Raw genomic sequence first — 23,402 nt, 5'->3', positions numbered from 1 at the left:
TTATATACAATAAAGCCTTACATGGCCAACAGGAGTTTTTTTTACGGTGAAGGTCTTTTTGAAACTATACTGTACAGAGGAAGGACAAAAAAGCTGCTGCGCCATTACGAGAGACTCTCAAAAAGCGCTGAATACTTCGGTATACCTTATCCAGACTTGGAAACCTTTTGCGACAGAATAGAAAAAAAGGTAAAAGGGAAAAAAGACATTTATGTAAAGGTGTGCCTGGTATCTTACGGAAAACCCAAGTATTACCAGATGCCATACAGGAGTGAGCTAAAAGTTTTTGTATACAAATACACACCCCTGCAAAACCCTGTAAGTGTGTGCATATCATCCATAAAAAGACACTCCTCTGACCCTCTTATAAAGCACAAAACTCTGAACTATCTTACCAATGTTTTGGTAAAGAGGGAAGCTATCCAAAGGGGCTTTTACGACGGCCTTATGCTCAACGAAAAGGGTCATATAACAGAATCCTCCTCCGCCAACCTCCTCTTAGTTAGAAAGGACAGCATATACACACCCCACATAGCATCGGGCCTTCTTTTGGGAACCACCCTTAAGAGCATTATGGAAAAGGTGGAGATAAAAGAGAAGGAAGTAAAACCAGAGGATGTTTTTGGCGCAGATCATCTCTTTCTTGTCAACAGTCTGATAGGTGTTTTGCCAGTAATGAGATTGGAAGATAAGATATTTTCTGTAGATGAAAGCTTAACTCAATACTTAAAAAGCATAGTTGAAGAAGAAAACAGATAATGAGGCTGGTTTTTTCTGGTGGTTGGATAGGTAAAGGTGGTCTTTATCAGGCTCGTATAAAGAGGGTGAGCTTTTTAAAAAGCCTTCATGAGCTTTCGCCCGAGAGTTTTCCCTGCTTTCTCGTGCTGTCTTATCACCTGGCATCTGAGGTGTTTGGTTTGCCTATAAAGACATCTTCTCTACCTTTAGTGGTGCTTGTAGAGATAGAGAGCTTTAAAGCTATAGACCCAAGGGAAAAAAGGGTTTCTTTGACTCTCTTGGAAAGCTCCATCTCCGACGAAGGTTTTAAAGAGAAGGTTAATGAGGTAAAAAAGCTCATAGAAGAAGGCATAGTTTATCAGATAAATCTCACCAACAGGTTTACTTTTAGCCTGAAAGGGGACCCTTTTGACCTCTTTCTTAAGTTTTACGCAAGACAGCCTGTTGATTACGCCTTTTTCTTAGACCTGGATGACTTTTACATTATTTCTGGCTCCATGGAGCTTTTTCTCAGAAGAGAAGGTAAAAAGCTAAGAAGCGAGCCTATAAAAGGCACAGCCTCTAAAAGGGAGGAGCTAAAAAAGAGTGAGAAAGACAGAGCGGAAAACCTTATGATCACCGATGTTGTCAGGAACGACCTTGGCATAGTGGGTAAGTGCGTAGAAGTTAAGGATCTTTTTGGAATAAGGAAGTATAAAACCTTGTATCATATGTATTCTGCTGTGGAGTGTGAAACCACTGCTTCTCTGAAAGCTATACTCTTTGCCACTTTCCCACCTGCTTCCGTGACAGGTGCACCCAAAAGAAAGGCGGTTGAGGTCATAGATAGCTTGGAACCTCACTGTAGGGATCTTTACTGCGGATGCGCTGGCTTTTTAAAGAGCGAGGAAGACTTTACACTCTCAGTGCTTATAAGAACTGCATTAGGAGACGGAAAAACCCTCTCTTACTATGCAGGGTGTGGAATAGTTTGGGATTCGGACCCTCAAAAGGAGTTAAGGGAAGTGTACTTAAAAATGAAGGCTTTCTTCAGTACATCCACCTGAAAGTTATCTCGTAACCTTCTCTATCCTTGGGTCTTTTCTTTATCTTGTGTTTTTTGTTCTTTTTATGGTCATTCTCATAATATGCAACCACCAGTTCATTCCTCGGATCTATGGCTCTTGCCTTTTCAAAATAAGCTACTGCATCATCTTCCTTTCCCATGTAGAGCAGAGTTATACCCATGGTGGCATAAACTCTCGCTCTCCAGATATCGTCAGGTGCATACCTTACAACAAAGGTCAACCTGTCGTAAGCTTGGGGATAGTATCCACAAACACCTTCCGCTACACCAAGCCAATACAGAGCCTCAAAGTTTTGCGGGTCTTTCTCAAGAGCTTTGTAAAACTCGTGTATAGCCTGCTTACAGTGTCCCTTGCTAAGCTGCTTTTTGCCATTTTCCACTGCCTTACCAGAAGCAACCGCCATTCCTGGCGCTCTACTTTTAGGTTCTTCCTTAACAACCACAGTTTTCTCCGCACATGAAAGAGCAAAGAAGACAAATATAAAAAGCAAACTCTTCCCCATATCTATTATCATAATATTAAATAAAATGAGCAGAGAAAAAGTTTTTTCCTACTTTTTACTTGGCATAACTGTATTCTTCACCTTTCTAGTTTTGGTGATTCTTACACCTTTCCTAAAGCCCATACTTTGGGCTGTTATCTTCTCCCTTGTTGCTTATCCATTACATCTGTCGCTTTCAAGGCTTTTGCGTAATAACACACTGTCTGCCCTGATGGTAACACTTCTGGTGCTTACTTTCATAGTCATACCCTTCCTTATTATAGGTCTTGTTGCAGCAAAGCAGAGCGTGGAAATAACAAAAGCAATTATTCAATACCTTCAGAATCACACTCTTACAGATGTTCTGCACAGCCTTTATAGTCTGCCTGTAGTTAACAAACTCATCACCGAAGAGATATTGCAGAGGGTCTATGAATACATGCAGTCTGAAGAGTTTAAGAACACTATAACCTCCTATCTAAGTAAGTTGACACAAAAGGCTGGAGAGATATTCACCTCCATGCTCTTTGCCACAGGGTCCGTTATCTTTAAATCCTTTGTGTTTCTCATAAGCTTCTTTTTTATTCTCAGAGATGGCAGAAGGTTTGTGGAGTTTTTTGCAAGATTCCTCCCCATGCACAAAGAGGATCTCTATGAGGTGCTTTTGACTATTTACAAAACTATCCTTGCTGTGGTTTACGGTAGCATAGGCGTGGCTCTTGTGCAGGCGGTTTTGAGCTTTATAGCTTACACCGTTGTTGGGATAAATTACTCTCTACTGTGGGCTTTAATTACCTTTATAGCTTCCTTTGTGCCACCCTTTGGCACTGGCTTTGTTTGGGTTCCTATAGCCATTTACACTTTTCTAAACAAAGGATTGTTTTACGGTATTTTTATGCTGCTGTGGGGATCTCTTGTTATATCAACCGTTGACAACATATTAAGACCTCTCATTATGAAGAAGGGAATAAAGATGCCTTACATAGTGCTTTTCTTTTCAACGGTGGGCGGTCTTCTTACCTTTGGTTTTTTGGGACTTTTCTTAGGTCCAATAGTCTTTACTACTCTCTTCTCCTTAGCGATAATATACGAAAGGAGAATACTCAAAGAAGGTTAAGAGCTTTTGCTCCTATGTCCCTTCTGTACTGCATGCCTTCAAATTTTATACTCTCTATAACTCTGTACGCCTTATCCCTCGCATCTTTTATACTCTTCCCCCATGCACACACATTGAGCACTCTGCCTCCTTTTGCTATAACTTTGCCATCTTTTATGTCCGTCCCAGCGTGGAATACTATGACATCCTCTTCTTTTATGGCATCAAGCCCGTATATAACGCCACCAACTTGAGGCTTTTCTGGATAGCCTCTGCTTGCCAAGACTACACATAGAGCGCACCTTTTGTCTATCTCCAAATTTATAGCCTTCCCTTCATAAAAATCCAATAGGTTCTTCATAAAGTCCCCCTTTATTCTCATGAGTATGGGTTGAGCCTCGGGGTCTCCAAGTCTTACATTGAACTCAAGAACTTTCGGTCCATCTTTGGTAAGCATGAGGCCCGCATAAAGAAACCCCCTGTAATAGATGCCTTCCTCTTTTAACCCCCTTATCAATCTCTCTATTATCTGATGCTTTATGGCTTTCTCTGTTTCCTCGCCAACAAAGGGATTTGGTGAGTAGGCTCCCATACCTCCTGTATTGGGTCCCATATCACCATCAAGGAGTCTCTTGTGATCCTGAGATGTGGGAAGTGGTATGTATCTATCACCATCCAGTAAAACTATGTAAGAGGCTTCTTCCCCTTCCAGAAATTGCTCTATAACCACCCTCCTTCCTGCACTGCCCAGCTCACCCCTCACCATGATCCTATCAATAGCTTCCATGGCTGTCTTTTGATCGTAGCATACAACAGCTCCTTTGCCACCTGCCAAACCATCCGCTTTTATCACCAGAGGTGTGCCAAAGTCCATAACAAACCTCTTGGCTTTTACAGCATCGTCAAAAACTTGATACTCCGCTGTAGGGATCTGATACCTTTGCATAAAATCCTTAGCAAAGACTTTGCTACCTTCCAGCATGGATGCCCTTCTGTTAGGACCTAATATTTTCAAACCTCTGCTTTCAAACTCGTCCACTATACCCCCTACCAAAGGTGCCTCTGGTCCAACTACTGTAAAGTCTATACCCTCCCTTAGGGCAAACTCTGCAAGTCCCTTTATGTCCAGATAGTCTATATCAACCCCTTTGGCTATCTGCCAAGACCCTGCGTTTCCTCTGGCTATGTATATTTGCTTTACCAGGGGGCTTTGCTTTAGCTTCCATACTAAGGCGTGCTCTCTTCCTCCATTGCCAACTACCAACAGCTTCACCTTTAAAATTATAACAGAAATAAGGCTTTCAGCCTCTCTATTAGCCTTTTTACCTCACCTCTTGGTGGTTCTCCATCTGACCTATCCAAGAGATAATCATACATGTAAGTTCTGTCTATATCTTCGTCAAACTCTTCAAAGTTCACGCTCAAAAGGACTTGCCTTGCCTCGGAGTTTATCTTTGAAGGTATCTCCCTGCCACTTATTCTGCACCAGATGAGCGCCCAAGCCCTTGCAAGAGCTATAGGGTGATAGCCTCCACCTCCCAAGTAAATGCCCTCTCCCAGCATGTCCCTTACCATATCAAAGGCTTTTAGAAAACCCGCGTTGGAAAGCTCAAACTTGGAAAGGTAATCCTCTTTAAGGCTGTCAGTACCAAGTTGCAAAATGTACACATCAGGACTAAATATTTCTTTTACTATCTTTAGACTCTCCTCAAGAGCATAAAGGTATTCCCCGTCCTTTATACCCTTTGGAAGTGGGACATTCATGTTGTAGCCCTTTCCCCTGCCCCTTCCTATCTCATGAGCAAAACCACTTTTAAAGGGAAAGGCATACTCAGGTGACTGGTGTAAAGAGAGAACAAATACACTGTCATCTTGGTAGTAGCTCTCTTGAATGGCATCACAGTGATGAGCATCCAAGTCAATGTACAGGATCTTCTTAAAGCCCTTTTTCTTCAAAAACTCTATGCTAACGGCTGGGTCGTTTATGAAGCAAAAGCCGTTTGCCCTGCTGGGATAGGCGTGATGCATGCCCCCCGCTGGATTAAAAGCCACGCCACCCTCCAAGAAGACCTCAACGGCCTGAACAGATGACCCTGTTGCCAAAAGGGATCCTCTCCACATGGCTGGTGATACAGGGTTCTCGTAAGTGCCTATGTTGTATTTTTCTCTGTATCTATCCTTTACACACATGCACCTGTCGGACTCTTCAAGAGCCCGAAGATAGTCCTCTGTGTGGTATAAGAGAAGCTCCTCCTCAGTTGCCTCTCTGCTCTGAATTATCTCTTGCTCCTCTATGAGACCCATAGCTTTTAGAAACTCAATAAGCAAAGAGACGCGAGGTATTCTGAGAGGATGGTTCTGTGTGTACCTTAGATTTCTATACTTTAAACTTCCTACAAGTTTCTTCATAAGCTTGCTTTTGTATAACTTTTTACAAGTTGGTGTATCTCCCTGTAGTTTATGTCTCCGGCAAGCACATAAGTCTTATCTTTGTGCTGGAACCTGGCTGAGAGCGTTATGCAGAAGTCATCTGTTGCTTGAGATATGTAAATGTCCGATATGTAAGTGCCATCCTTCATAGCCTGCTTGAAGTAAGACTTTTCAGATCTATCAGCTCCCTTTTTGCCCGCCTTTATGCTATAGCTTATCTTAGGATTTATCACATTGTTGGATATTTGCACACCTCTTTCGTTCATTATATAAAAAAGCTCAAAGTAGGGATACTCTTTGAAAAAGTCGTAAAGGACATACTCCCATAGCTCCCTGTCTTCTCTGTTTATTCTCTCAAGGATCCTTTTAAAGTCCTCCGTTATCTGCTCCTTAATCTTGAGTATAAGCTCCTTTGCCTTATACTCACACATAATGACTGATGGTTGAAGCCCGTGTATTACAAAAAAGGACGCATCCACACCTCTTAACTTATCTTTTGTATCAGATGCTATCCTGAAGAGCTCCTCGTAATTTTTGACTGTATCAAGAGGTATCAGGTATCCCTGAACATAAACAGGCTTTGCATCTGCATACAGCAAGGAAAACTCTTTGTGAAAGTTCTCTATTATCTCCTTTATCTTATCCCTCTGAAGTTTTTCCTTTGAAAGAGCGTATACCTCCCCCTCATCTTTGACTAAAGACACATCACCTGAGATGCTGTCTTTTATATCCTCGTAGAGTATCTTGTAGAGTCCTTCCTCCTTTACTGTCCCGTACGCCTCCCTGAAGGTTTTTTTACCCTTTAGAAAGAAAACATAAAGGTAATAAGCTTGTCCAAAGAAATTCCTAAGCTTCTGAAATAGAGATGCTTCCGCTTCTCTGTGCATACAAACATAGTTCAAAAGAACATGATAGAAAAGCACGCCCATATAAGAACCGTTTCTGTTTACCACTATTAGAGGGTCTTTCCGCAGGTTAAAAAAGTCAAAAAGCCCGCTCATATTATCCACAGTGGTTTTCAGGTTTCTGATATTGGTCAAGGGTCTTGTCAAATCACCTACGCAAAGCTCCTGTCTGTAGAGAGCTAAGCGCACATCTTTCTTTTTAACCCATCCCACTGGCTTTCCGTCTTTAACTACCACGAGAAACTCGTGAAGTTCATGCTCATTAAAGAGCTTTAGAGCTTCCTGCGGTGTCATTCTGTAATCCACAGTTGGCACTAATGTGCATAGCTGTAAGAGTTCTACTTCCTTCATCATATTTTTAATTTACGAATTCTTTCGGCAGCCTCCAAAAGTCTTTCCGTAGGTAAGGTTAAGGATATGCGGAAGTATCCCTCTCCATGCTCTCCAAAACCATTTCCAGGAGTGCAGACAATACCGCACTCATCAAGAAGTAAAGAAACAAACTGTGCTGAAGTATAACCTTTTGGCACCTTTACCCAAAGGTAGAAGGTGGCTGTTGAGCTATACACCTCAAGACCTGCATCCTGCAGAGCTTTTACCATAGCTTCCCTTCTTTGTCTGTATACCTCCCTGATCTTTTGCAGTTCACTTTCGGGCATCTTCAGAGCGGTTATGCCAGCTTCTTGAATGGCTTGGAACTGTCCCGAATCCACATTTGTCTTTACCTTTCCAAGACCTGAAATGAGCTTTTCGTTCCCCACCGCCATGCCTATACGCCATCCAGTCATGTTGTAGGTCTTTGAAAGGGAGTGAAACTCTATAGCCACCTCCTTTGCTCCATCTATCTGCAGTATGGACATGGGTTTTTGGTTGCCAAAGTATATCTCCGAGTAAGCAAGGTCGGAAGCTACTATAATGTTGTTCTCCCTTGCCCAATCTATTAGCTCTCTGTAAAAGCTCTCATCCGCCACAGCTGAAGTGGGATTGTTGGGATAGTTCACCCAGATGATTTTGGCTCTTTTCAGCACATCCTTTGGTATGCTTTTGAAATCAGGAAGAAAGTTATTTTCCTCTTTTAGTGGCATAATGTAGGGCACGCCACCTGCAAAAAGCGTTCCTATCTTGTACACAGGATAGGCTGGGTCTGGACAAAGCACCACATCATCGGGATTTATAAAAGCTAAGGGAAAGTGAGCTATGCCCTCCTTAGAGCCTATGAGGGTTATGACCTCTTTCTCGGGGTCAAGAAATACGCCAAACCTTCTTCTGTAAAACTCAGCAACAGCCTCCCTAAAAGAGAGCATGCCTTCGTAAGAAGGATACCTGTGATGCTCTGGCTTTTCAACAGCTCTTTGCATGGCTTTTACTATAGGCTCAGGTGTGGGCATGTCTGGGTCGCCTACTCCAAGGTCTATCACATCCACACCCTGCGCTATCTTTTCCTTCTTCTTCTTGTCTATCTGTGCAAAAAGGTAAGGCGGTAGGCTTTTTATCCTCTCTGAGTACTCAAAGCTCATATTCTCACCTCCTTTTTAGCTCATCAACGCTGAAAAGAAAAGTCATGTCTCCCAAGCTAGCCTTAACCCTTTTGTAGTAACCCTCTTTACTCCTATCTCCATACTCAAGTATCAGGATTCTGTCCCTATTTTTGTCTGTCAGTTCCACCCTCTTTAGCTCACCGTTGCTAAAAATGTACTTTCTTTTATACATCTGATCGTCTCTCTCAAAGGTAATGGTTCCAAAGGAGCAACTGGGCTTTTCATCGCCTCTTAGAAGCGCTCCAAAGATAAGACCATCAGGATTTACAGGTAGGTCCAAGCACGTGGCATTGACACACAGGTTGCTATCTTTAAGAAAAACTGTACCTGTCTGGGGGCTTCTGATGGTGTATTTTCCTTCAGACTTTTCTATATAGATGGGCACTCTTAAGATACCATACCTCAAAGATGTGAAGGCTTCGTAATTTTTTGGAGCTGTATCTTCCGAGTAGCGACTTCTTACTTCCTTCTCGCCGGGGCATACCACAGGCGCGCATGCGTAGCTTAACATCAGCAAGCACACCAAAAAGACCCTCTTCATGTCTCTCTCCTTATCCTTACAGATGTAAAATGGGCAAAAAGACCCTCCGCCTTTGCTATACTTTCTGTAGGCTCTGCAAGTCTTTCAAACCCTTCCTTGGAAACAAAAAGCACAGAGCTTCTCTTTATAAAGTCGTAAACTCCCAAGGGTGAGAAGAATCTTGCTGTGCCACCGGTGGGAAGGGTGTGATTTGGACCTAAAATATAGTCGCCCAGAGCTTCTGTGCTGTATCTTCCTAAAAAGATGGCTCCTGCATGCTTTATGTAGGGAAGAAGGGAGAAGGGGTCTTCTGTAAGCACTTCAAGGTGCTCTGGTGCTATATAGTTAGCCACTTCACACGCTTTAAACATGTCCTCCACAAGAAATATGGTTCCAAAGCGCTCTATGGACTTTTTTGCTATCTCTTTTCTTGGAAAGTCTTCCATCAGTCTTTCCAACTCTTCCTTTACGCGCAGGGCATGTTTTTCATCCGTAGTTATCATAAAGGCACCTGCCATCTCGTCGTGTTCCGCCTGAGAGAGAAGGTCCGTAGCTATCCACGAAGGTTCACAAGAGCCATCAGATATTATCAGTATCTCCGACGGACCCGCTATCATATCTATGTCCACAACTCCAAAGAGTAGCTTCTTAGCTATAGCTACATATATATTGCCGGGACCTACTATCTTATCAACTTTTGGTATCATCTCAGTTCCGTAGGCAAGGCCTGCAATTGCCTGAGCACCCCCTATTTGGTAAACCCTGCTGACACCAGATATAAAAGCTGCAGCAAGAGTGTATTTGTTGGGCTTTGGGGATACCATAATGATCTCCTCAACACCTGCCACAAGAGCCGGAACAACATTCATAAGCACTGTGGATGGGTAAGCAGCTTTACCTCCCGGCACATAAACACCCACCCTCTCCAAAGGCACCACCTTCATACCTAAGAGTGTTCCACTCTCTTCCATAAAAAAGGCCTTTTCCCTTTGAAGTTCGTGAAACCTTCTTATCCTCTCGTAGGCTATCTCAAGAGCTGACCTTACATCTTCCTCTATCTCGTTGTAAGCATTCTCAAGCTCCTCATATGGCACTTCCATAGTATCCGGCGTGAGCTTCACACCGTCAAACTTTTCTGTGTAATAAGTTATAGCTTTATCACCCTCCTCTTTGACCCTCTTTATTATTTCCCTGACAATAGGCTCATACTCTTCCTCCAGGACTTCCCCTCTCTTGGCAATGTATCTCAGTCTTTCGTTGAACCTCCATGCAGTGTTTCTAAGGTCCTCTACTTTCATGGAATACCATTATAAACCTTCAACGGCATAAATACCCCTTAAATTTCTCCCCTCCTCGTCCCAGTCAAGCCCGTATCCCACCAGAAAAGCGTCAGGTACCCGAAAACCCGTGTAGTCCACCTCAACATCCACCTTTCTCCTCTCGTACTTATCAAGTAGCACACAAGTTTTAAGAACTTTGGGCTTTCTCAACATTAATATTTGTTTTATCTCCTTCAGGGTGTATCCCGTATCTAAAATGTCGTCAACAAGAAGCACCTTCTGATTCTCTATGTCCATGCTTAGGTCTCTGAGTATTCTAATGTGTCCCTCGCTTATCGTTTTAGAGCCATAACTGGACACCCACATAAAGTCCACTTTCACAGGTAGGTTTATATGCCTTATGAGGTCCGCAAGAAAGATAAAGGAGCCCTTAAGGAGACCTACAGCTATAAAAGACTCTCCCATATCTGTCTCTATGGATGTTGCCAGCTCCTTTACCCTGCTTTTTATTCTCTCTTCGTCTATCAAGAGCTTTAACTTTTTACCCTTTATGCTAACATACGGCATAACTCAGATTATAATAAATTCTCCATGCTCAAAAGGACTAAGTACTGTGGGCAGGTGTCCGAAGAAGATATTGGGAAAGAGCTGATCCTGTGCGGTTGGGTTCACAGGATTAGAAATCATGGTGGAGTAATATTTATTGACCTCAGGGACAGAGAGGGCATTATGCAGGTGGTAGTAGAAGAAAGGACCAGTCCCAAAGCTTACGAAATAGCAGACAGCCTTAGCTCCGAGTATGTGATAGCAGTAAAAGGCAGCGTCAGAAGAAGACCACCAGGGACAGAAAACCCAAAACTCAAAACAGGCTACTACGAGCTACTTGCTCAAGAGATAGAAGTCTTGAATACCTCTGAGCCTCTCCCCTTCCCAGTTGACGAAGAAACTCCCGTATCTGAAGAGCTAAAGCTCAGGTACAGGTATATAGACCTCAGGCGTGAAAGTATGAAGGAAAGTATCCTTTTCAGACACAAGGCTTATCAGATTATCAGGGAAGTTTTTATAAAACATGGCTTTGTGGAGATAGAGACACCATTTCTTACCAAGTCTACGCCTGAGGGAGCAAGGGACTTTTTGGTACCTTCAAGACTCCATCCTGGAAAGTTTTACGCTCTACCTCAATCACCCCAGCTCTTTAAACAGATCCTCATGGTGGCAGGTTTTGACAGATACTTTCAAATAGTCAAGTGCCTCAGAGACGAAGACCTAAGAGCCGATCGCCAACCAGAATTTACCCAGATAGATTTTGAGATGTCCTTTGTGGAAGAGGAAGATGTTATTTCTTTTAGCGAAGAGCTAATATGCAAGCTCTTTAGAGAGCTTTTGGGTATAGAGCTTAAAAGACCTTTTGATCGGATGTCTTATAAAGATGTGTTGGAGAGATATGGGACTGATAAGCCAGATAGAAGGTTTGGTATTGAGCTGGTGGACCTTAGTAATATCTTTAAAAACACAGAGTTTAAAGTATTCAAAGATGCTCTGCAGAGTGGTGGGTCGGTAAAAGCCATCAACTTCAAAAACTCACACCTATCAAGGAAGGAGATAGATGAGCTTACCAAGTTTGTTCAAACTCTTGGGGCAAGGGGGCTTGCATGGATAAAGGTAGAGGATGGTAAGCTAAACTCACCCATAACCAAGTTTCTCAGTGATGAGGAGATAAAAAACCTTTTAGAAAAAACCAGTGCCAATGAAGGAGACACCATATTTTTCTCAGCGGACAAACAGGATATGGCTTACAAAATTCTTGGAAGTTTAAGGCTTCACATAGCCAAAAAATACCAGCTCTTAAGAGATAACACCTTTGACCTTCTCTGGGTAGTAGACTTTCCCCTTATGGAGTGGGATGAGGAAGAGGGAAGATTTGTATCCCTTCATCATCCCTTTACTTCTCCCAAAGAGGAGGACCTGCCACTGCTTGAGGAGGCTCTCAAAAGTCAAGACTTAGAGGAGAAAAAGCAACTTCTCAAAAGGGTGAGAGCCAGAGCGTACGACCTTGTCATAAACGGTTATGAGGTGGGGGGAGGCTCTATACGTATCCACAGGAGGGAGGTTCAGGAGCTTGTGTTTAAACTGCTTGGCATATCAGAAGTAGAGGCGGAGGAGAAGTTTGGTTTTCTTCTAAGAGCCTTGCGCTATGGAGCGCCACCTCACGGTGGATTAGCCTTTGGTCTTGACAGGCTCATAGCTCTTATGAGAGGTCTTGACTCCATAAGGGATGTCATAGCCTTCCCCAAGACGCAGAAGGGCATATGTCCTCTCACAGGTGCTCCAGATTATGTAAGTCCCAAGCAGTTAAAAGATGTACACATAAAGCTTGAATAACATGTTTTACGGTGTAAAAAGTGTAATACGAGCCATGGGGGCGGTTTTTGGGGACATAGGTACAAGCCCACTTTATACTTTCAGCGTCATAGTGCTTCTTACAAAACCTACGCAGCAGGAAATACTGGGTATAGCTTCCCTCATAATATGGACGCTTATAATTCTCGTCACCGTCCAGTATGCGTGGTTTGCCATGAATCTCAGCATAAAGGGTGAGGGTGGTACTGTGGTGCTGGGTGAGATAGCCAAGTCTTTGACCAACAATCGCAAATTGAGAAACTTTTACAGGGTACTGGTTTTTATAGGGCTTGGCTTTCTGTTGGGGGACGGGGTTATAACACCAGCTATAACCATACTGAGCTCAGCAGAAGGAGTGAGACTCATACCTGGTTTTGAAAATATCCACCAGTCTGAGGTAATACTCATTGCCATAGCTATTACTGTAGGACTTTTCCTCCTCCAACCTAAGGGGACTGGGAAGATAGGTGATTACTTTGGACCAGTGATGCTTTTGTGGTTTGCTACCATAGGTATAATAGGTTTCTACCATGCTCTCTCATATCCGTATGTGTTCTATGCGGTAAGCCCACATCATGCAATAGAGTTTTTAATTAACCATCCCATTAAAGGCTTTATAGCTCTTTCCGAGGTTCTTCTCGCTGCCACAGGTGGTGAAGCTCTATACGCAGACATGGGACATCTTGGAAGAATCTCTATAAGAAGAGCCTGGGCTTTTGTTTTTCCCATGCTGGTTCTTAACTATCTTGGACAGGCTTCTTACATTCTAACACATCAGGATAAAGAACATCAAGCTATCTTTTTTGAATCTGCACGCTCCCTTCTGGGTGATACACTCTATTTACCTTTTCTGGTCTTGGTTATGTGCGCGGGTGTCATAGCTTCTCAGGCTCTTATAAGCGGTGCCTTCTCCATAGTGTTCCAGGCTATAAACACAAGAATAGCACCTCTTCTGAACATAAAGCACACTTCAACGGAAATAAGCACACAGATCTATATACCTGTTGTCAACTGGATGCTCCTGGCGGGTGTGATCTTCATGTACTTTAACTTTAAAACTTCTGAAAACATGGCATCCGCATACGGCTTTGCGGTAAGCGCGGTAATGGTTATAACTGGGTTTTTCCTGACTTTCATACACTTTATGAAAAGGCAAGTTTTTTTCTTTATAGGCTCAGTCCTTTTGCTCCTTATTGATATAACCTTCTTTATCTCCAACTTTTACAAGATACCTCACGGTGGTTATTGGTCAGTTATCTTTGCCCTCATACCTTTATCCGTTATGGTTTTGTACACAGCAGGACAGTCAAAGTTATACAAAAGTATGAAGTTTACGCCTTTTAGGGAATTTATTCTTAGCTTTGAAAATCTATACCTACAGAATCCTAAGATAAAGGGCACAGCCATATTCTTGGTAAGGGACCTCAAAAACATACCACCTTATGTGACGCAGACATTTTTTGATCATGGCATACTATACGAAGATAATGTGTTCCTCTCCTTGGTGAAAAAGGACGAACCTTTTGGGGTTGAGACTTTTTTAAAGGGGAGCATAGCTCAAGGTTTGAGGCTTGTTGAGATAAGATACGGCTATATGGAAGTGCTTGACATAGATAGAGAACTAAGAGAAGCAGGTATTTGGGAGAGAGCCATCTTTTATGGTGTTGAGGACATATACACCAACAAACTCCTATGGAAACTCTTTAGCTTTCTCAAACGTGTAACACCGAGCTTTGTAGAATTTTACAGATTCCCCCACGGGAAACTTCACGGTGTAGCCGTCAGGGTTGAGTTTTGAAGTAAACTATGCCACCTGTGTATATGTTGTAAAGGAGTAAAAGGGAAGAAATAAAGTGAATAAAGGACGCCACCACATAAAAGTCTCCCAATACATAGGCTATAGATGTAAGCACCACCCAAGCCAAGTGAAGGTAGAAACTCAGCTTGATCCTTTCTGGTGGTATAACTTCGGACATAAGAGGTATGTTTGCCCCTCCCTCATTACTCATGTGAAACCACACAAGAAAGGGAATGATCCTGTACATCATACCCATTATGATGCTGGTGAAGAAAACAGCGTAAAAAAACAGGAACTGTATAAGAAATCTCTCTTTAAAAACCAAAAGGATTGCCGAAAAAATGAGGCTGATCTGTCCAAGATACCAGAAGTATAGAGTGTAATCTTCCATCTTTCTTCCTCTTCTTATTAACCTTTTTAAAGTCATTAAAGAGTAAATGATAAAGAGAAGGCTCAAAGGTAGGCTAAAAAAACCACCAAGAAAGGAAAGGGGTAAAAAAAGTAAAACCATGATGGGATAATTCATGGAAAATCTTTTGCCGTAGCTTTCTGTGATGAAAAACATCTCCACTACCTGAAAGGATACGCTGGCTATAAGCAGTCCTATCCATCCAAAAAGAAGTATGCTGTAGTGTATAATTAAGTTCTCCTCAAAGGCAGGAAGATAACCGTAATAAGAGAGGACTCTGTAAAAACCCGCAGTAGCCCCCAAGAGGAGAAAAACTAAGGAAAACTTCATCCCCCTTGAAGTTGGAGTAAAACTCTTTATTCCAAGAAGGTGATAGAGCATAAGAAGGGAAGTGTAAAGTATCCCTACATAAGTCATCAAGGAGCCAAAGAGGAGAAACTTGCCTGTGTAGAAGCCGTATAGAAGCGTAGGTATGCCTGTGATGAGTAGCACATAGGATACCGCCGCCTTAGGCTTGGGATTTTTTATGACAACACCTGCAACCACAGGAAGCATCTGAAAGAGAGCGCCAAACATGGTAAAAAGAGCAAAGCCTAAGGTATAAAGATGCACTATCGGAGGAGGAAAAAGAGTGTGCTTAAAAGCCATGTAAATTTCAAAGGTGGAAAGAAGAAAGCCAAACAGAGTAGCCGTAAGAAAGTAAGAAAAAACTATTATGAAGGGTGGAGCCTGCACTATAGAAAGCCCCGTCATAGTTGCTTCATCTTCTCTATAACTTCATCCGCCACCAGGTGCTGGTCGCACATAGGGTAAAGTATCTGTTCCTCCTTCATGTTATGCTGTTGAAGAAGCACCACAAAGGTATCACCCAAAGATAGAAAGCTCTTTTTATCCTTTTCCTTTATGGCTTTTTCCATCCTGTCCATAAGGTCCCTTGCCTGCGCGTGTTCCATTCTCATCACCTGAGTAGGTCCCATCACTACACCCGTTGTCTCTTCAAAAGCGGGGAAAAGGACATCTTCCTCTCTTTTAAAGTGCAAAAGGTTTGCATCCTTGAAGGCTCTAAAAGCCTCCTCTGCCTGACCCCAATTACCTTCTTGCACGAGACTTTCAACCTTTGCATAAAGCTTATCACACTCTCTGTGCTCATCCGTCAGATATTCCTTTATGCTCATTAAACTCCTCCTTTTAAGGATAAGTATATATATACTTACTTTACTGCTTCATGTCAAGTGGTTTCGAGCCTGTTTAAAAATCCTTAAATTCTTGTATATCAACAGCTTGAAAGCTAACACGCCTCCAAGAGCTTGACGCACAGTAAGTTTAGCTTTACAATACTCCGCAACGGAAGACAAAGAGAGAAACTGAAAGAGCTTTGGTAGGAGAGAAGAAAGGGAAGCCTGTGAGTCAGAGAGAGTGTCAGAGCCTCTGGAAGGAAAAAACAGGGTTAGCTCGCTATCAGTATGGGTGGGCGTCCAAGGTCTTGACTGACAAGATTTTGGAAATTTTTAAACATACTGAGTTCTTTGGAGACTGTTTAAAAAATTCCCAAATAGCAGACTCCCAGCGTTAGCAAAAACAGCACAGCTCTCAAAAGTATAGCACAAACCCGCGCAGCTACAATCATGTTGCATCACTGTTGCAACACATGGAGGGCTCTTGTGAAACACCAAAAAACAAAGTGTTGGGAGAGTAGTTTTTCCTTTATCTACTTTTCTGGCACGGAGATTGCTATAGGTTAGAGTGAAAACCTTAAGGAGGTGAAGCGATGGCTACCATTAGCAAGCTCAAAGAGCTTATGTCTCTGCCGGGTGCGGTTGCGGCAGGAGAGTTTGCAGATGACGGCAGGCTCATTGCCTATTACGGCGATATTGACGAGAAGTCTGCCGAGATTGCAGCCATGATGTGTGCAGCTAACAAGCTTATGGGCAACATGCAGGCAAAGGGTTGGAGCGCTTACACAGGTGAGGGAGGCTTTTATCCAGTTTTGGGCTTTGCTGTTGCGGGTGGCAAGTACGCTGCGTGCATAATGGGTAATGTGGGCGTATTTGTAAAGCTGGACCAGGCAGACTTTGACAAAGTATTTGAAACACTTTCCAAGTATATCTAAAAGGAGGTGAGTATCATGGCAAACCTGGACAGGCTTATGCAAGTCAAGGGAGTTTGGGCGGCGGGCGAGTTTTCCCCCGATGGCAAACTAATTGCTTACAAGGGCAACATCTCAGAAGAGCATGCGGCAATGGCGGCAAAGATGTGCGCAGCCAATACTCTGATGGCTGAGATGCAGGCGGAAGGTTATACCGCCTTCTCAGGTCAGGAATGGGTCCCCCTCATAGGCTGGGCTCTTAGCGGTCCCAAGTACTCGGTTTGCGTAGTGGGTAATGTGGGCGTGTTTGTCAAGAACGACGAGGTATCTTTTAACGAAGTTTTTAAAGCTCTTAGAGAAGTAGCAGGCAAATAAGGAGGGTTCAATCCCTCCACCTTTTTATTTTTCTCAGGGAGGCTCATTATGTATGCATTTCTATCGGAGGAGTGGATAAAGGCTTATGCTGATGAGTGGAACAGAAACGAAAAGCTAAGGTCTGACCTTAAAGACTTCTCCGCCAGGATTAAGTACTACATAGAAGGAAGCGAAGATAGAGCTGTGGAACTTGTGGTGGAGAACGGAGTGGCAAAGTCCGTCGGATTGGCAAACTCTCACAGTTATGATTTTGAGCTGTGGGCAAGCTTGGAAAACTGGAAAAAGATGGCGAGTGGCGATATGGGTCCAAAAGCTGCCATGCTCACAAAAAGGCTAAAGTTCAAGGGGTCTATGATAACCGCTATGAAGTACATGGGAGCCTTTGAGGAAAGCCTGAGGATGATGGGTAGGATACCAACCAACTGGAACTTATAATTTTATGCATGGACTTTAATATCCTTGAACATCTCTTTGACGCAGTCCTTGTAATAGACAAGGATCGCAGGGTCATTTATGCCAACAGTTCAGCTAAAGGGCTTATAGGAGATGCCAAGGAAGGTGAGAGCTGTAAAGGATTGTTTAGCATATGCTCTCACTGTCCTATGAGTTATGTGGAGGAGGAGAGGGAGGGGCTTCAGGTTTACGATGCTCGGATAAGGAACGGAAAACATGTGTGCTGGAGCATGACACCCCTCTTTGAAAAAGGTGATTTTGTAGGTGTGATTGAAGTTTTTAGGGATGTCAGCAATGTGGTGTCCTGCATATTGGAGGCAGAAAGGCAGAAAGCTTACAAAGAGGCTATTTTTAACTCCATAGTGGAAGCCATACTGGTGCTGGATACCCAAGGTTATGTGGTGGAACACAATCAGATAGCCAAAAGGATGCTTTGCAGAGAGGAGGAAGAAAACTTAACTGGCAAATACATAAAGGAGTTGGTAAATTTAGACTTAGAAGAGTTGCCTCCGGAGGGTGAGAGGGCGGATGTTTACATAAACACACCGTGTGGAAAGCAGAAGGCATCTGTGCTTTTGTCCCCTATGCAGTCGGGTTTTGGTTATATAGTGTCTTTGTATGTGGTCAACGAAGTAGCTGTATGCGGCTTTGGTGAGGAAATGATCATCACAAAAAGTTCGGCTTTTCAGAAGGTTATAGACCTTGCCAGAGCTTGCGCGGAACACGATGTTAATGTGCTTATAGAGGGCGAGACAGGCACGGGCAAAAGCCTTCTTGCCAAATACATTCACAACCTCTCTCCCAGAAGAGCCGGTCCCTTTGTCAAAATCAACTGTGCTGCCATTCCAGACCATCTTCTGGAAGCTGAGCTTTTTGGATATATGAGAGGTGCCTTTACGGGAGCGGTAAGGGACAAGCCGGGAAAGGTGGAGCTTGCGGAGGGTGGAACACTCTTTCTGGACGAAATAGGGGACATGCCCCTTCATCTTCAGGCAAAGATACTTCATCTTGTGCAAGAAAAAGAGTTTGAAAGACTTGGAGACACCAAGGTTAGAAGAGCCAATGTTAGAATAATATCCTCCACCAACAAAAACTTGAGAGAGCTTATAAAGAAGGGACTTTTCAGAGAGGACCTTTATTACAGACTTGGCGTAGTCAAGCTCCAAGTTCCACCTCTGAGGGAGAGAAAAGAGGATATACCTCTTTTGATAAACCACTTTTTAGAAAAGTACTCAAAGGCTTACTCAAGGAAGATAAAAGGAGTTTCATCAGAAGCTATGAAATTGCTCCTCTCTTATCACTTTCCGGGGAATGTTAGAGAACTTGAGAATGTAATAGAGAGGGCCATCATCACCTGCAAAGGGAGCGTTATAAATGTAGAAGACCTTCAGCTGGAGTTTCAAGAACAAGTTCCTCAAAAGGAGGAAGACAGAGAAAAGATAAGGCAAGTGCTGGAGCAGACAGGCTGGAACAAAAGCTTGGCGGCAAAAGTCCTTGGCATGCACAGAACCACCCTCTGGAGAAAGATGAAGGAACTGGGGTTATAATTTATATGGATATGCTGAAGGAAGAAGACATTGTAGCAAGAAGTGTAAGTATAGAAGTTGTAGGGGAAATACACAGGTGTAAAGAGGGTCCAAGCTCTCGTTTTTACTGCCTTCCAGTGGTCATACACTTTGACAACGGAGAAAAAAGAGCATACATGCTAAAAGCTCACTCAGAGCCCAAAACTCTCCAAGACTTTTTGGAAAACAAGAAGGGTCTCAAAGACAGAATGGAGAAGAGTTTTGCACTTTTAAAAAATGGCGAGATAAGGTATGCATCTTACCTTTTAACCCAGCAGGAGACTTCTGGTTAGTTCTATATCCTGTTTTATCTGTTTTTTTAGCTCTTCAAGGGAGTTAAACTTTTTCTCCTCTCTTAAAAACTTCACAAACTCCACCTTTATCTTCTTACTTCTGAGATTTTCGTTAAAATCCAAAATATGAACTTCCAGTACCTTCCTCCTTCCGCCAAAGGTAGGTCTGTATCCGTAGTTGGCAACTCCCAGGAGGCTCTCTTCCACCAAAACCGCATAAACTCCTTCCTTTAAACAGAGGTTTTCCGTTCCCTCCAGATTGGCTGTAGGAACACCTATGGAGCTTCCTCTCCCATCACCCTTTACCACCTTCCTTTTGACCCAGTAATGCCTTCCCAAATAAACTTGAGCTTCTTCAAGCCTTCCCGAATGGAGAAGCCTCCTTATAAGGGTGCTGCTTACTATATGTCCGTTTATTTTAAAAGGTTCTACGGACATTACTTCAAAACCCAGTTTCTCTCCCAACTCCTTTGCCAGCTCTATTTCTCCTTCCCTTCTGTAGCCAAAGCGCCAGTCGTAACCTACCAGAAGAAACTTGGCACTTAGTCTTTTGTAAAGTATTTCCCTTATAAAGTCATCTGCCTTCATGAGTGAAAACTTCTCGTCAAACCTTATGAACACAGCGTAGTCTATACTCAAGGCTTCAAGCAAGTTTAGCTTCTCTTCAAGGTTTGTAAGCTCGCAGGGTGATTGCTTGGGGGATAAAACTTTTAAAGGATGGGGATGAAAGGAAAGGACCAAAGTTTTTAGATTTCTCTTCTTAGCTTCCTCTTTTAGTTTTTCTATGAGAAATCTGTGACCCAGGTGAATGCCATCAAAGTTGCCCACAGTGACCGCTGTGCTTTCTTGAATGTTTTCTACGCACTCCAAACTTTTTACACATTGGCTATCCCATTTTAAAGAGAGAGCTCTCATGACCTTTTCCAAATCCTAACGATCCTCTCCCAGAAGCTTGTCTCCTGAGTGATTGCAGGCTTTTCCTCCACCAAAAATCTGTCCAAGTAATCATCAAGAAGTATAAACCTATCGCATGCCTTTCTGAGCTGATAAGAGCTTGTTCTTTTAAAGGATGCGTTCTCCACCTTTTTGCCTATCCTCTGGACCTCCTCAACCGTGTATGAATAATCACTGTCTCCGCTTATGAGCACCGCAGTATCGTAAGTATTCATATAAGCCATACTGAGCATATCAGTGGCAAGCATGATATCCACCTCCTTTTCTACATACTCACCTGATGGGAGCTTCTTAAGATGAGCCGTCTTTACCTTTATACCCATAAGTGAAAGCTCCTCCAAAAACCTTTTCTGTCTTAGAAGGCTCTCCCACTCTGGCGTGTTCTTCTTAACATCTTTTTCGTGGGGCATAGCACCGTAAAAGTAGGCTCTTATCAGCCTTCTGCCTTCTGTCAGGAAGTCCACGAGCTTTTGATAATCTATGCGGATGTTGAGATACCTTATGGCATGAAACAGGTTAGAGCCATCTATAAATATGATCACCCTTTCATCAATCATAGAGGGAATCTTAAAAAGGCTGCCAGTCCGTCTATCTTTTTCTGCAGCTGAGGGTCTACTATCACCTTTACAAGGGCTCTCTCTTCCAGAGCAAGCTCTATAACTTCATCCACTATATCTGGAACCTCGTAAACTAGCTCACCTTCTATAGGGCATTCTGGCTTTAGAGAGGGCAAATGAGATTGGGAACACAGATAGCCAGGTTTTTCAAAGCCATCTGGCACTAAAAGCATCCTCACATTTCCCACAGCAAGCTGCTCTATAACATGGCTAGTGCCGTTTGTAGCAAGTCCTCTACCCTGAAGCTCCTCCAGCTGTTTTATAAGCTCCTTCTCTTGCTCTCTATCCTTCTGCAAGAGAAAGTCAATTACCGTAGATTTAAGTTTTGTATCTGTGACCTCTGTGGGGTTTACTTGCACATAACCCATAAAAATTTTATGAAGGTAAGGATGCAGATGGTTTTCTATCTCTTTTACATCCTCTCTATCGCTACCTATCACAAGCTTGTCAAACTTGTGCTCTTTCCATGCTTCCATCAGAGCATCGTTGGCTAACTTAAAAAGTCTATGTTTTTCCTCCCTTATCCTCATATGAAATCTGTATTCACCGTAAGAGTGCTGCACCATATTGGGGGCAGAGGTCCTTGAAGGCATGGCGTATTTCATAGCACCCTGCGCGCCTTTGAGGAGTCCACCACCACTGTGAAACTTATGGGATCTCGTCACAAGAGGCTCAAGGAAGTCCATCACTTCGTAAGCGCCTTCCAGGTCCATAAGATAGAACTTTACATGCTTCCTGTCTATGAGCAAAATGCCTATCTTTCCGAGCTCTTCATCAATGGCTGCTATCTCTCTTATCTGGGGGTTGGGAGCTATCATGAGTCTGTCTCTATAAACATAGGGAAGTTTTATCACTTCAAAAAGTCCTCTTCTGCTGGAAGAGAAAACTGCTATACCTCTGCATCCCTTTAGGTTATCAATTTCCGAGAGGTATGCCTCTATTCTTGAAAAATCTTCCATCAGAGATTGAAGCACCTGTGCATCTAAATCCCTCTTTGTAAGATACTCTTTTTGCTTTTTTACCATGCTCTTGAAGGTTAAAAGATACTTGCGATCGGCTCTTTCTTCTGGAGAGAGTTTCAGGTAAAGACTTATTACCATATACTTGTCAGGTTTGAAAGATGTGAGCGTATCAAGAGATGCTTTTAAACTTTTCATACTCAACCTCCGAAATATCCTCTATTGCATATATTTTACCAGAATTTCCTTTGCGTACCTGTCCTTATCCTTGTCATCTTCAGAGGCGATAAGTCCCAACACCTTCCACCTTAACTTCTGACCGAAGGTAAAGTATATTCTGCCTCCCCTTGGTTTTAGCTTAAAGACATTTTTTAAGCCCTTCATGGCTTCTAAGGATTCGTCCCTGCCCTTCATATTGAGCAGTAAAAGCTCCTTCATAAACTCCCTCTTTTTGTCCACTGGCAAGCTTATAAACTCTCTCAAAGCTCTTTCTTCCATCTCTATGTTATCAAGAACAAAACCAAGCACTTCCCTATAAACCTCCTCTTTGCTAAGCATCTTGCTTTTAAGCTCCTGAAGTTCAAGCTCCAAAAGGTCCCTTTCTCTCTGTAGCTTTTCAAGGCTTGATTTTAGCTCTAACACTTCAAGTTTTAGCTGAGCCTTCTCTCTCTCTGAGCTTTCCCAAAGAGATCGAAGCTCCAAGACTTCCTTCACCAGTTTTTTTCTCTCCTTTCTTAGCTGTGCTATCTCTCCTTTTTGACTTCCCTCCTCCCGTCTTTGCAAAATCTCAAGAAGTTCAAAGAGTTTTCTATTAGCTTCTGTAATCCTTTCAAGCTTGTTTTTATACTCGCTGAGGCTTATCTCCGCTTGTCTAATTTTTTCTGCCAGTTGGTCCCTTTCTTTTAGAAGAGCTTGCCCTTCTGCCATTTGGGAATCTCTGAGTTCATTAAGTTTTTCTTCTATCATTGCCTTTTCCTTGTTAAGATGCAGGATAAGGTCTTCTGAGAGTTTTACCTGCTGTCTGAGAGTTTCAAGCTCGCCTCTGTTTATTTCAAGCTCCCTTTCAAGCTTTTTTATCTCTTCTTTGATCTCTCTGGTTCTCCTTTCTGTGGGTGATTCAGAAAACCTGAGAAACAGGAGCGTAATCAAGAAGGAGGGTGTATACTCGGCTATAGGTGTGTAGGTGCCGTCTATGAAGGAGATGCCAAGTATCTGAAAGAAGAAGAGGTATGCAAGCCAAAGAAGAGTAGTGCTCCTGTAGCCAAAGAGCCATGCAAGGTAAAGAGCCGAATCAAAAGATAAGAGCATAACAAAGCTGTGAATGTCCTCCGGAAAGAGTCTTACGGGTAGAGGAAGCTTGCTGGATACATACTCAAGGAGGAAGTTATAGGATACGATCAGAAAAAGAACTTTAAGAGCTTCCCTCATAGATTATAAT

The 23,402-nt window shown here is 42.9% G+C and carries 24 protein-coding genes; 10 read left to right on the top strand and 14 right to left on the bottom strand.

Annotation, left to right across the window (positions count from 1 at the left end):
• Window positions 1–21 precede the first annotated feature (21 nt).
• Window positions 22–759 carry an aminotransferase class IV gene (locus HTH_RS01840; RefSeq protein WP_014462551.1) on the top strand — a complete coding sequence of 246 codons (738 nt, stop codon included), beginning with the start codon at window positions 22–24 and terminating at the stop codon, window positions 757–759.
• On the top strand, window positions 759–1,784 hold the full coding sequence (locus HTH_RS01835; protein WP_012963012.1) for a chorismate-binding protein: 1,026 nt from the start codon (window positions 759–761) through the stop codon (window positions 1,782–1,784). Before HTH_RS01840 ends, HTH_RS01835 begins: the two co-directional genes overlap by 1 nt.
• Here the strand turns inward: HTH_RS01835 and HTH_RS01830 are convergent.
• Complete coding sequence (locus tag HTH_RS01830; protein ID WP_232500448.1) at window positions 1,768–2,307, bottom strand: tetratricopeptide repeat protein; 540 nt, start codon at window positions 2,305–2,307, stop codon at window positions 1,768–1,770. The genes HTH_RS01835 and HTH_RS01830 overlap by 17 nt on opposite strands.
• A gap of 25 nt (window positions 2,308–2,332) precedes the next feature.
• On the opposite strand from HTH_RS01830, the gene HTH_RS01825 reads away from it, so the two are divergent.
• A complete protein-coding gene (locus HTH_RS01825; protein ID WP_012963010.1) occupies window positions 2,333–3,403 on the top strand; it encodes an AI-2E family transporter in 1,071 nt (356 codons plus the stop codon).
• Here the strand turns inward: HTH_RS01825 and purD are convergent.
• Genes purD through hpt form a run of 7 tightly spaced genes read right to left on the bottom strand, consistent with a single transcriptional unit; the run spans window position 3,390 to window position 10,622 of the window.
• Complete coding sequence (gene purD / locus HTH_RS01820; protein ID WP_012963009.1) at window positions 3,390–4,655, bottom strand: phosphoribosylamine--glycine ligase; 1,266 nt, start codon at window positions 4,653–4,655, stop codon at window positions 3,390–3,392. The genes HTH_RS01825 and purD overlap by 14 nt on opposite strands.
• An 8-nt stretch (window positions 4,656–4,663) precedes the next feature.
• On the bottom strand, window positions 4,664–5,791 hold the full coding sequence (locus HTH_RS01815; protein ID WP_012963008.1) for an acetoin utilization protein AcuC: 1,128 nt from the start codon (window positions 5,789–5,791) through the stop codon (window positions 4,664–4,666).
• Window positions 5,788–7,071, bottom strand: a complete 1,284-nt coding sequence (locus tag HTH_RS01810; RefSeq protein ID WP_012963007.1) for a PDC sensor domain-containing protein — start codon at window positions 7,069–7,071, stop codon at window positions 5,788–5,790. Before HTH_RS01810 ends, HTH_RS01815 begins: the two co-directional genes overlap by 4 nt.
• Window positions 7,068–8,234: an LL-diaminopimelate aminotransferase gene (locus tag HTH_RS01805; protein WP_012963006.1), complete on the bottom strand. Its 1,167-nt coding sequence runs from the start codon at window positions 8,232–8,234 to the stop codon at window positions 7,068–7,070. Before HTH_RS01805 ends, HTH_RS01810 begins: the two co-directional genes overlap by 4 nt.
• A 4-nt stretch (window positions 8,235–8,238) precedes the next feature.
• Complete coding sequence (locus HTH_RS01800; protein WP_012963005.1) at window positions 8,239–8,796, bottom strand: hypothetical protein; 558 nt, start codon at window positions 8,794–8,796, stop codon at window positions 8,239–8,241.
• Window positions 8,793–10,073, bottom strand: coding sequence for a histidinol dehydrogenase (gene hisD, locus HTH_RS01795; protein WP_012963004.1), 1,281 nt, complete (start codon window positions 10,071–10,073; stop codon window positions 8,793–8,795). Before hisD ends, HTH_RS01800 begins: the two co-directional genes overlap by 4 nt.
• A 9-nt stretch (window positions 10,074–10,082) precedes the next feature.
• Window positions 10,083–10,622 carry a hypoxanthine phosphoribosyltransferase gene (gene hpt / locus HTH_RS01790; protein ID WP_012963003.1) on the bottom strand — a complete coding sequence of 180 codons (540 nt, stop codon included), beginning with the start codon at window positions 10,620–10,622 and terminating at the stop codon, window positions 10,083–10,085.
• A 24-nt stretch (window positions 10,623–10,646) separates the two neighbouring features.
• Here hpt and aspS point away from each other — a divergent pair, with 24 nt between their 5' ends.
• Window positions 10,647–12,437 carry an aspartate--tRNA ligase gene (gene aspS, locus HTH_RS01785; protein ID WP_012963002.1) on the top strand — a complete coding sequence of 597 codons (1,791 nt, stop codon included), beginning with the start codon at window positions 10,647–10,649 and terminating at the stop codon, window positions 12,435–12,437.
• 1 nt (window position 12,438) lies between these two features.
• A complete protein-coding gene (locus HTH_RS01780) occupies window positions 12,439–14,253 on the top strand; it encodes a KUP/HAK/KT family potassium transporter (protein WP_012963001.1) in 1,815 nt (604 codons plus the stop codon).
• Here HTH_RS01780 and HTH_RS01775 read toward each other — a convergent pair.
• Window positions 14,237–15,415 (bottom strand): hypothetical protein, encoded by a 1,179-nt coding sequence (locus tag HTH_RS01775; RefSeq protein WP_012963000.1) that lies wholly within the window; start codon window positions 15,413–15,415, stop codon window positions 14,237–14,239. The genes HTH_RS01780 and HTH_RS01775 overlap by 17 nt on opposite strands.
• Window positions 15,412–15,837 (bottom strand): hemerythrin domain-containing protein, encoded by a 426-nt coding sequence (locus HTH_RS01770; RefSeq protein ID WP_012962999.1) that lies wholly within the window; start codon window positions 15,835–15,837, stop codon window positions 15,412–15,414. The genes HTH_RS01775 and HTH_RS01770 overlap by 4 nt, the downstream gene beginning before the upstream one ends.
• A 593-nt stretch (window positions 15,838–16,430) precedes the next feature.
• On the opposite strand from HTH_RS01770, the gene HTH_RS01760 reads away from it, so the two are divergent.
• Genes HTH_RS01760 through HTH_RS01740 form a run of 5 tightly spaced genes read left to right on the top strand, consistent with a single transcriptional unit; the run spans window position 16,431 to window position 19,434 of the window.
• Window positions 16,431–16,772: a DUF2173 family protein gene (locus tag HTH_RS01760; protein ID WP_012962998.1), complete on the top strand. Its 342-nt coding sequence runs from the start codon at window positions 16,431–16,433 to the stop codon at window positions 16,770–16,772.
• 15 nt (window positions 16,773–16,787) lie between these two features.
• On the top strand, window positions 16,788–17,123 hold the full coding sequence (locus HTH_RS01755) for a DUF2173 family protein (RefSeq protein ID WP_012962997.1): 336 nt from the start codon (window positions 16,788–16,790) through the stop codon (window positions 17,121–17,123).
• A gap of 48 nt (window positions 17,124–17,171) precedes the next feature.
• Window positions 17,172–17,558 (top strand): SCP2 sterol-binding domain-containing protein, encoded by a 387-nt coding sequence (locus HTH_RS01750; RefSeq protein ID WP_012962996.1) that lies wholly within the window; start codon window positions 17,172–17,174, stop codon window positions 17,556–17,558.
• A gap of 8 nt (window positions 17,559–17,566) precedes the next feature.
• Window positions 17,567–19,123 carry a sigma-54-dependent Fis family transcriptional regulator gene (locus HTH_RS01745; protein ID WP_012962995.1) on the top strand — a complete coding sequence of 519 codons (1,557 nt, stop codon included), beginning with the start codon at window positions 17,567–17,569 and terminating at the stop codon, window positions 19,121–19,123.
• A gap of 11 nt (window positions 19,124–19,134) precedes the next feature.
• Window positions 19,135–19,434, top strand: coding sequence for a hypothetical protein (locus tag HTH_RS01740; RefSeq protein ID WP_232500446.1), 300 nt, complete (start codon window positions 19,135–19,137; stop codon window positions 19,432–19,434).
• Here HTH_RS01740 and HTH_RS01735 read toward each other — a convergent pair.
• The 4 genes from HTH_RS01735 to HTH_RS01720 are packed head-to-tail and all read right to left on the bottom strand — an operon-like array spanning window position 19,408 to window position 23,392.
• The gene (locus HTH_RS01735) at window positions 19,408–20,361 is read right to left on the bottom strand and encodes a bifunctional riboflavin kinase/FAD synthetase (protein WP_232500445.1); all 954 of its coding nucleotides are present in this window, start codon (window positions 20,359–20,361) and stop codon (window positions 19,408–19,410) included. The genes HTH_RS01740 and HTH_RS01735 overlap by 27 nt on opposite strands.
• Window positions 20,346–20,945 carry an NYN domain-containing protein gene (locus HTH_RS01730; protein ID WP_012962992.1) on the bottom strand — a complete coding sequence of 200 codons (600 nt, stop codon included), beginning with the start codon at window positions 20,943–20,945 and terminating at the stop codon, window positions 20,346–20,348. Before HTH_RS01730 ends, HTH_RS01735 begins: the two co-directional genes overlap by 16 nt.
• Window positions 20,942–22,162, bottom strand: a complete 1,221-nt coding sequence (locus HTH_RS01725) for a peptide chain release factor 1 (protein WP_012962991.1) — start codon at window positions 22,160–22,162, stop codon at window positions 20,942–20,944. Before HTH_RS01725 ends, HTH_RS01730 begins: the two co-directional genes overlap by 4 nt.
• A 21-nt stretch (window positions 22,163–22,183) precedes the next feature.
• On the bottom strand, window positions 22,184–23,392 hold the full coding sequence (locus tag HTH_RS01720; protein ID WP_012962990.1) for a hypothetical protein: 1,209 nt from the start codon (window positions 23,390–23,392) through the stop codon (window positions 22,184–22,186).
• Window positions 23,393–23,402 lie beyond the last annotated feature (10 nt).

The sequence above is a fragment of the Hydrogenobacter thermophilus TK-6 genome, from assembly GCF_000010785.1.
Taxonomy (GTDB): domain Bacteria; phylum Aquificota; class Aquificia; order Aquificales; family Aquificaceae; genus Hydrogenobacter; species Hydrogenobacter thermophilus.
Note: the sequence above shows the minus strand (reverse complement) of the source record. Positions and strands in the feature narration are given on the sequence as shown.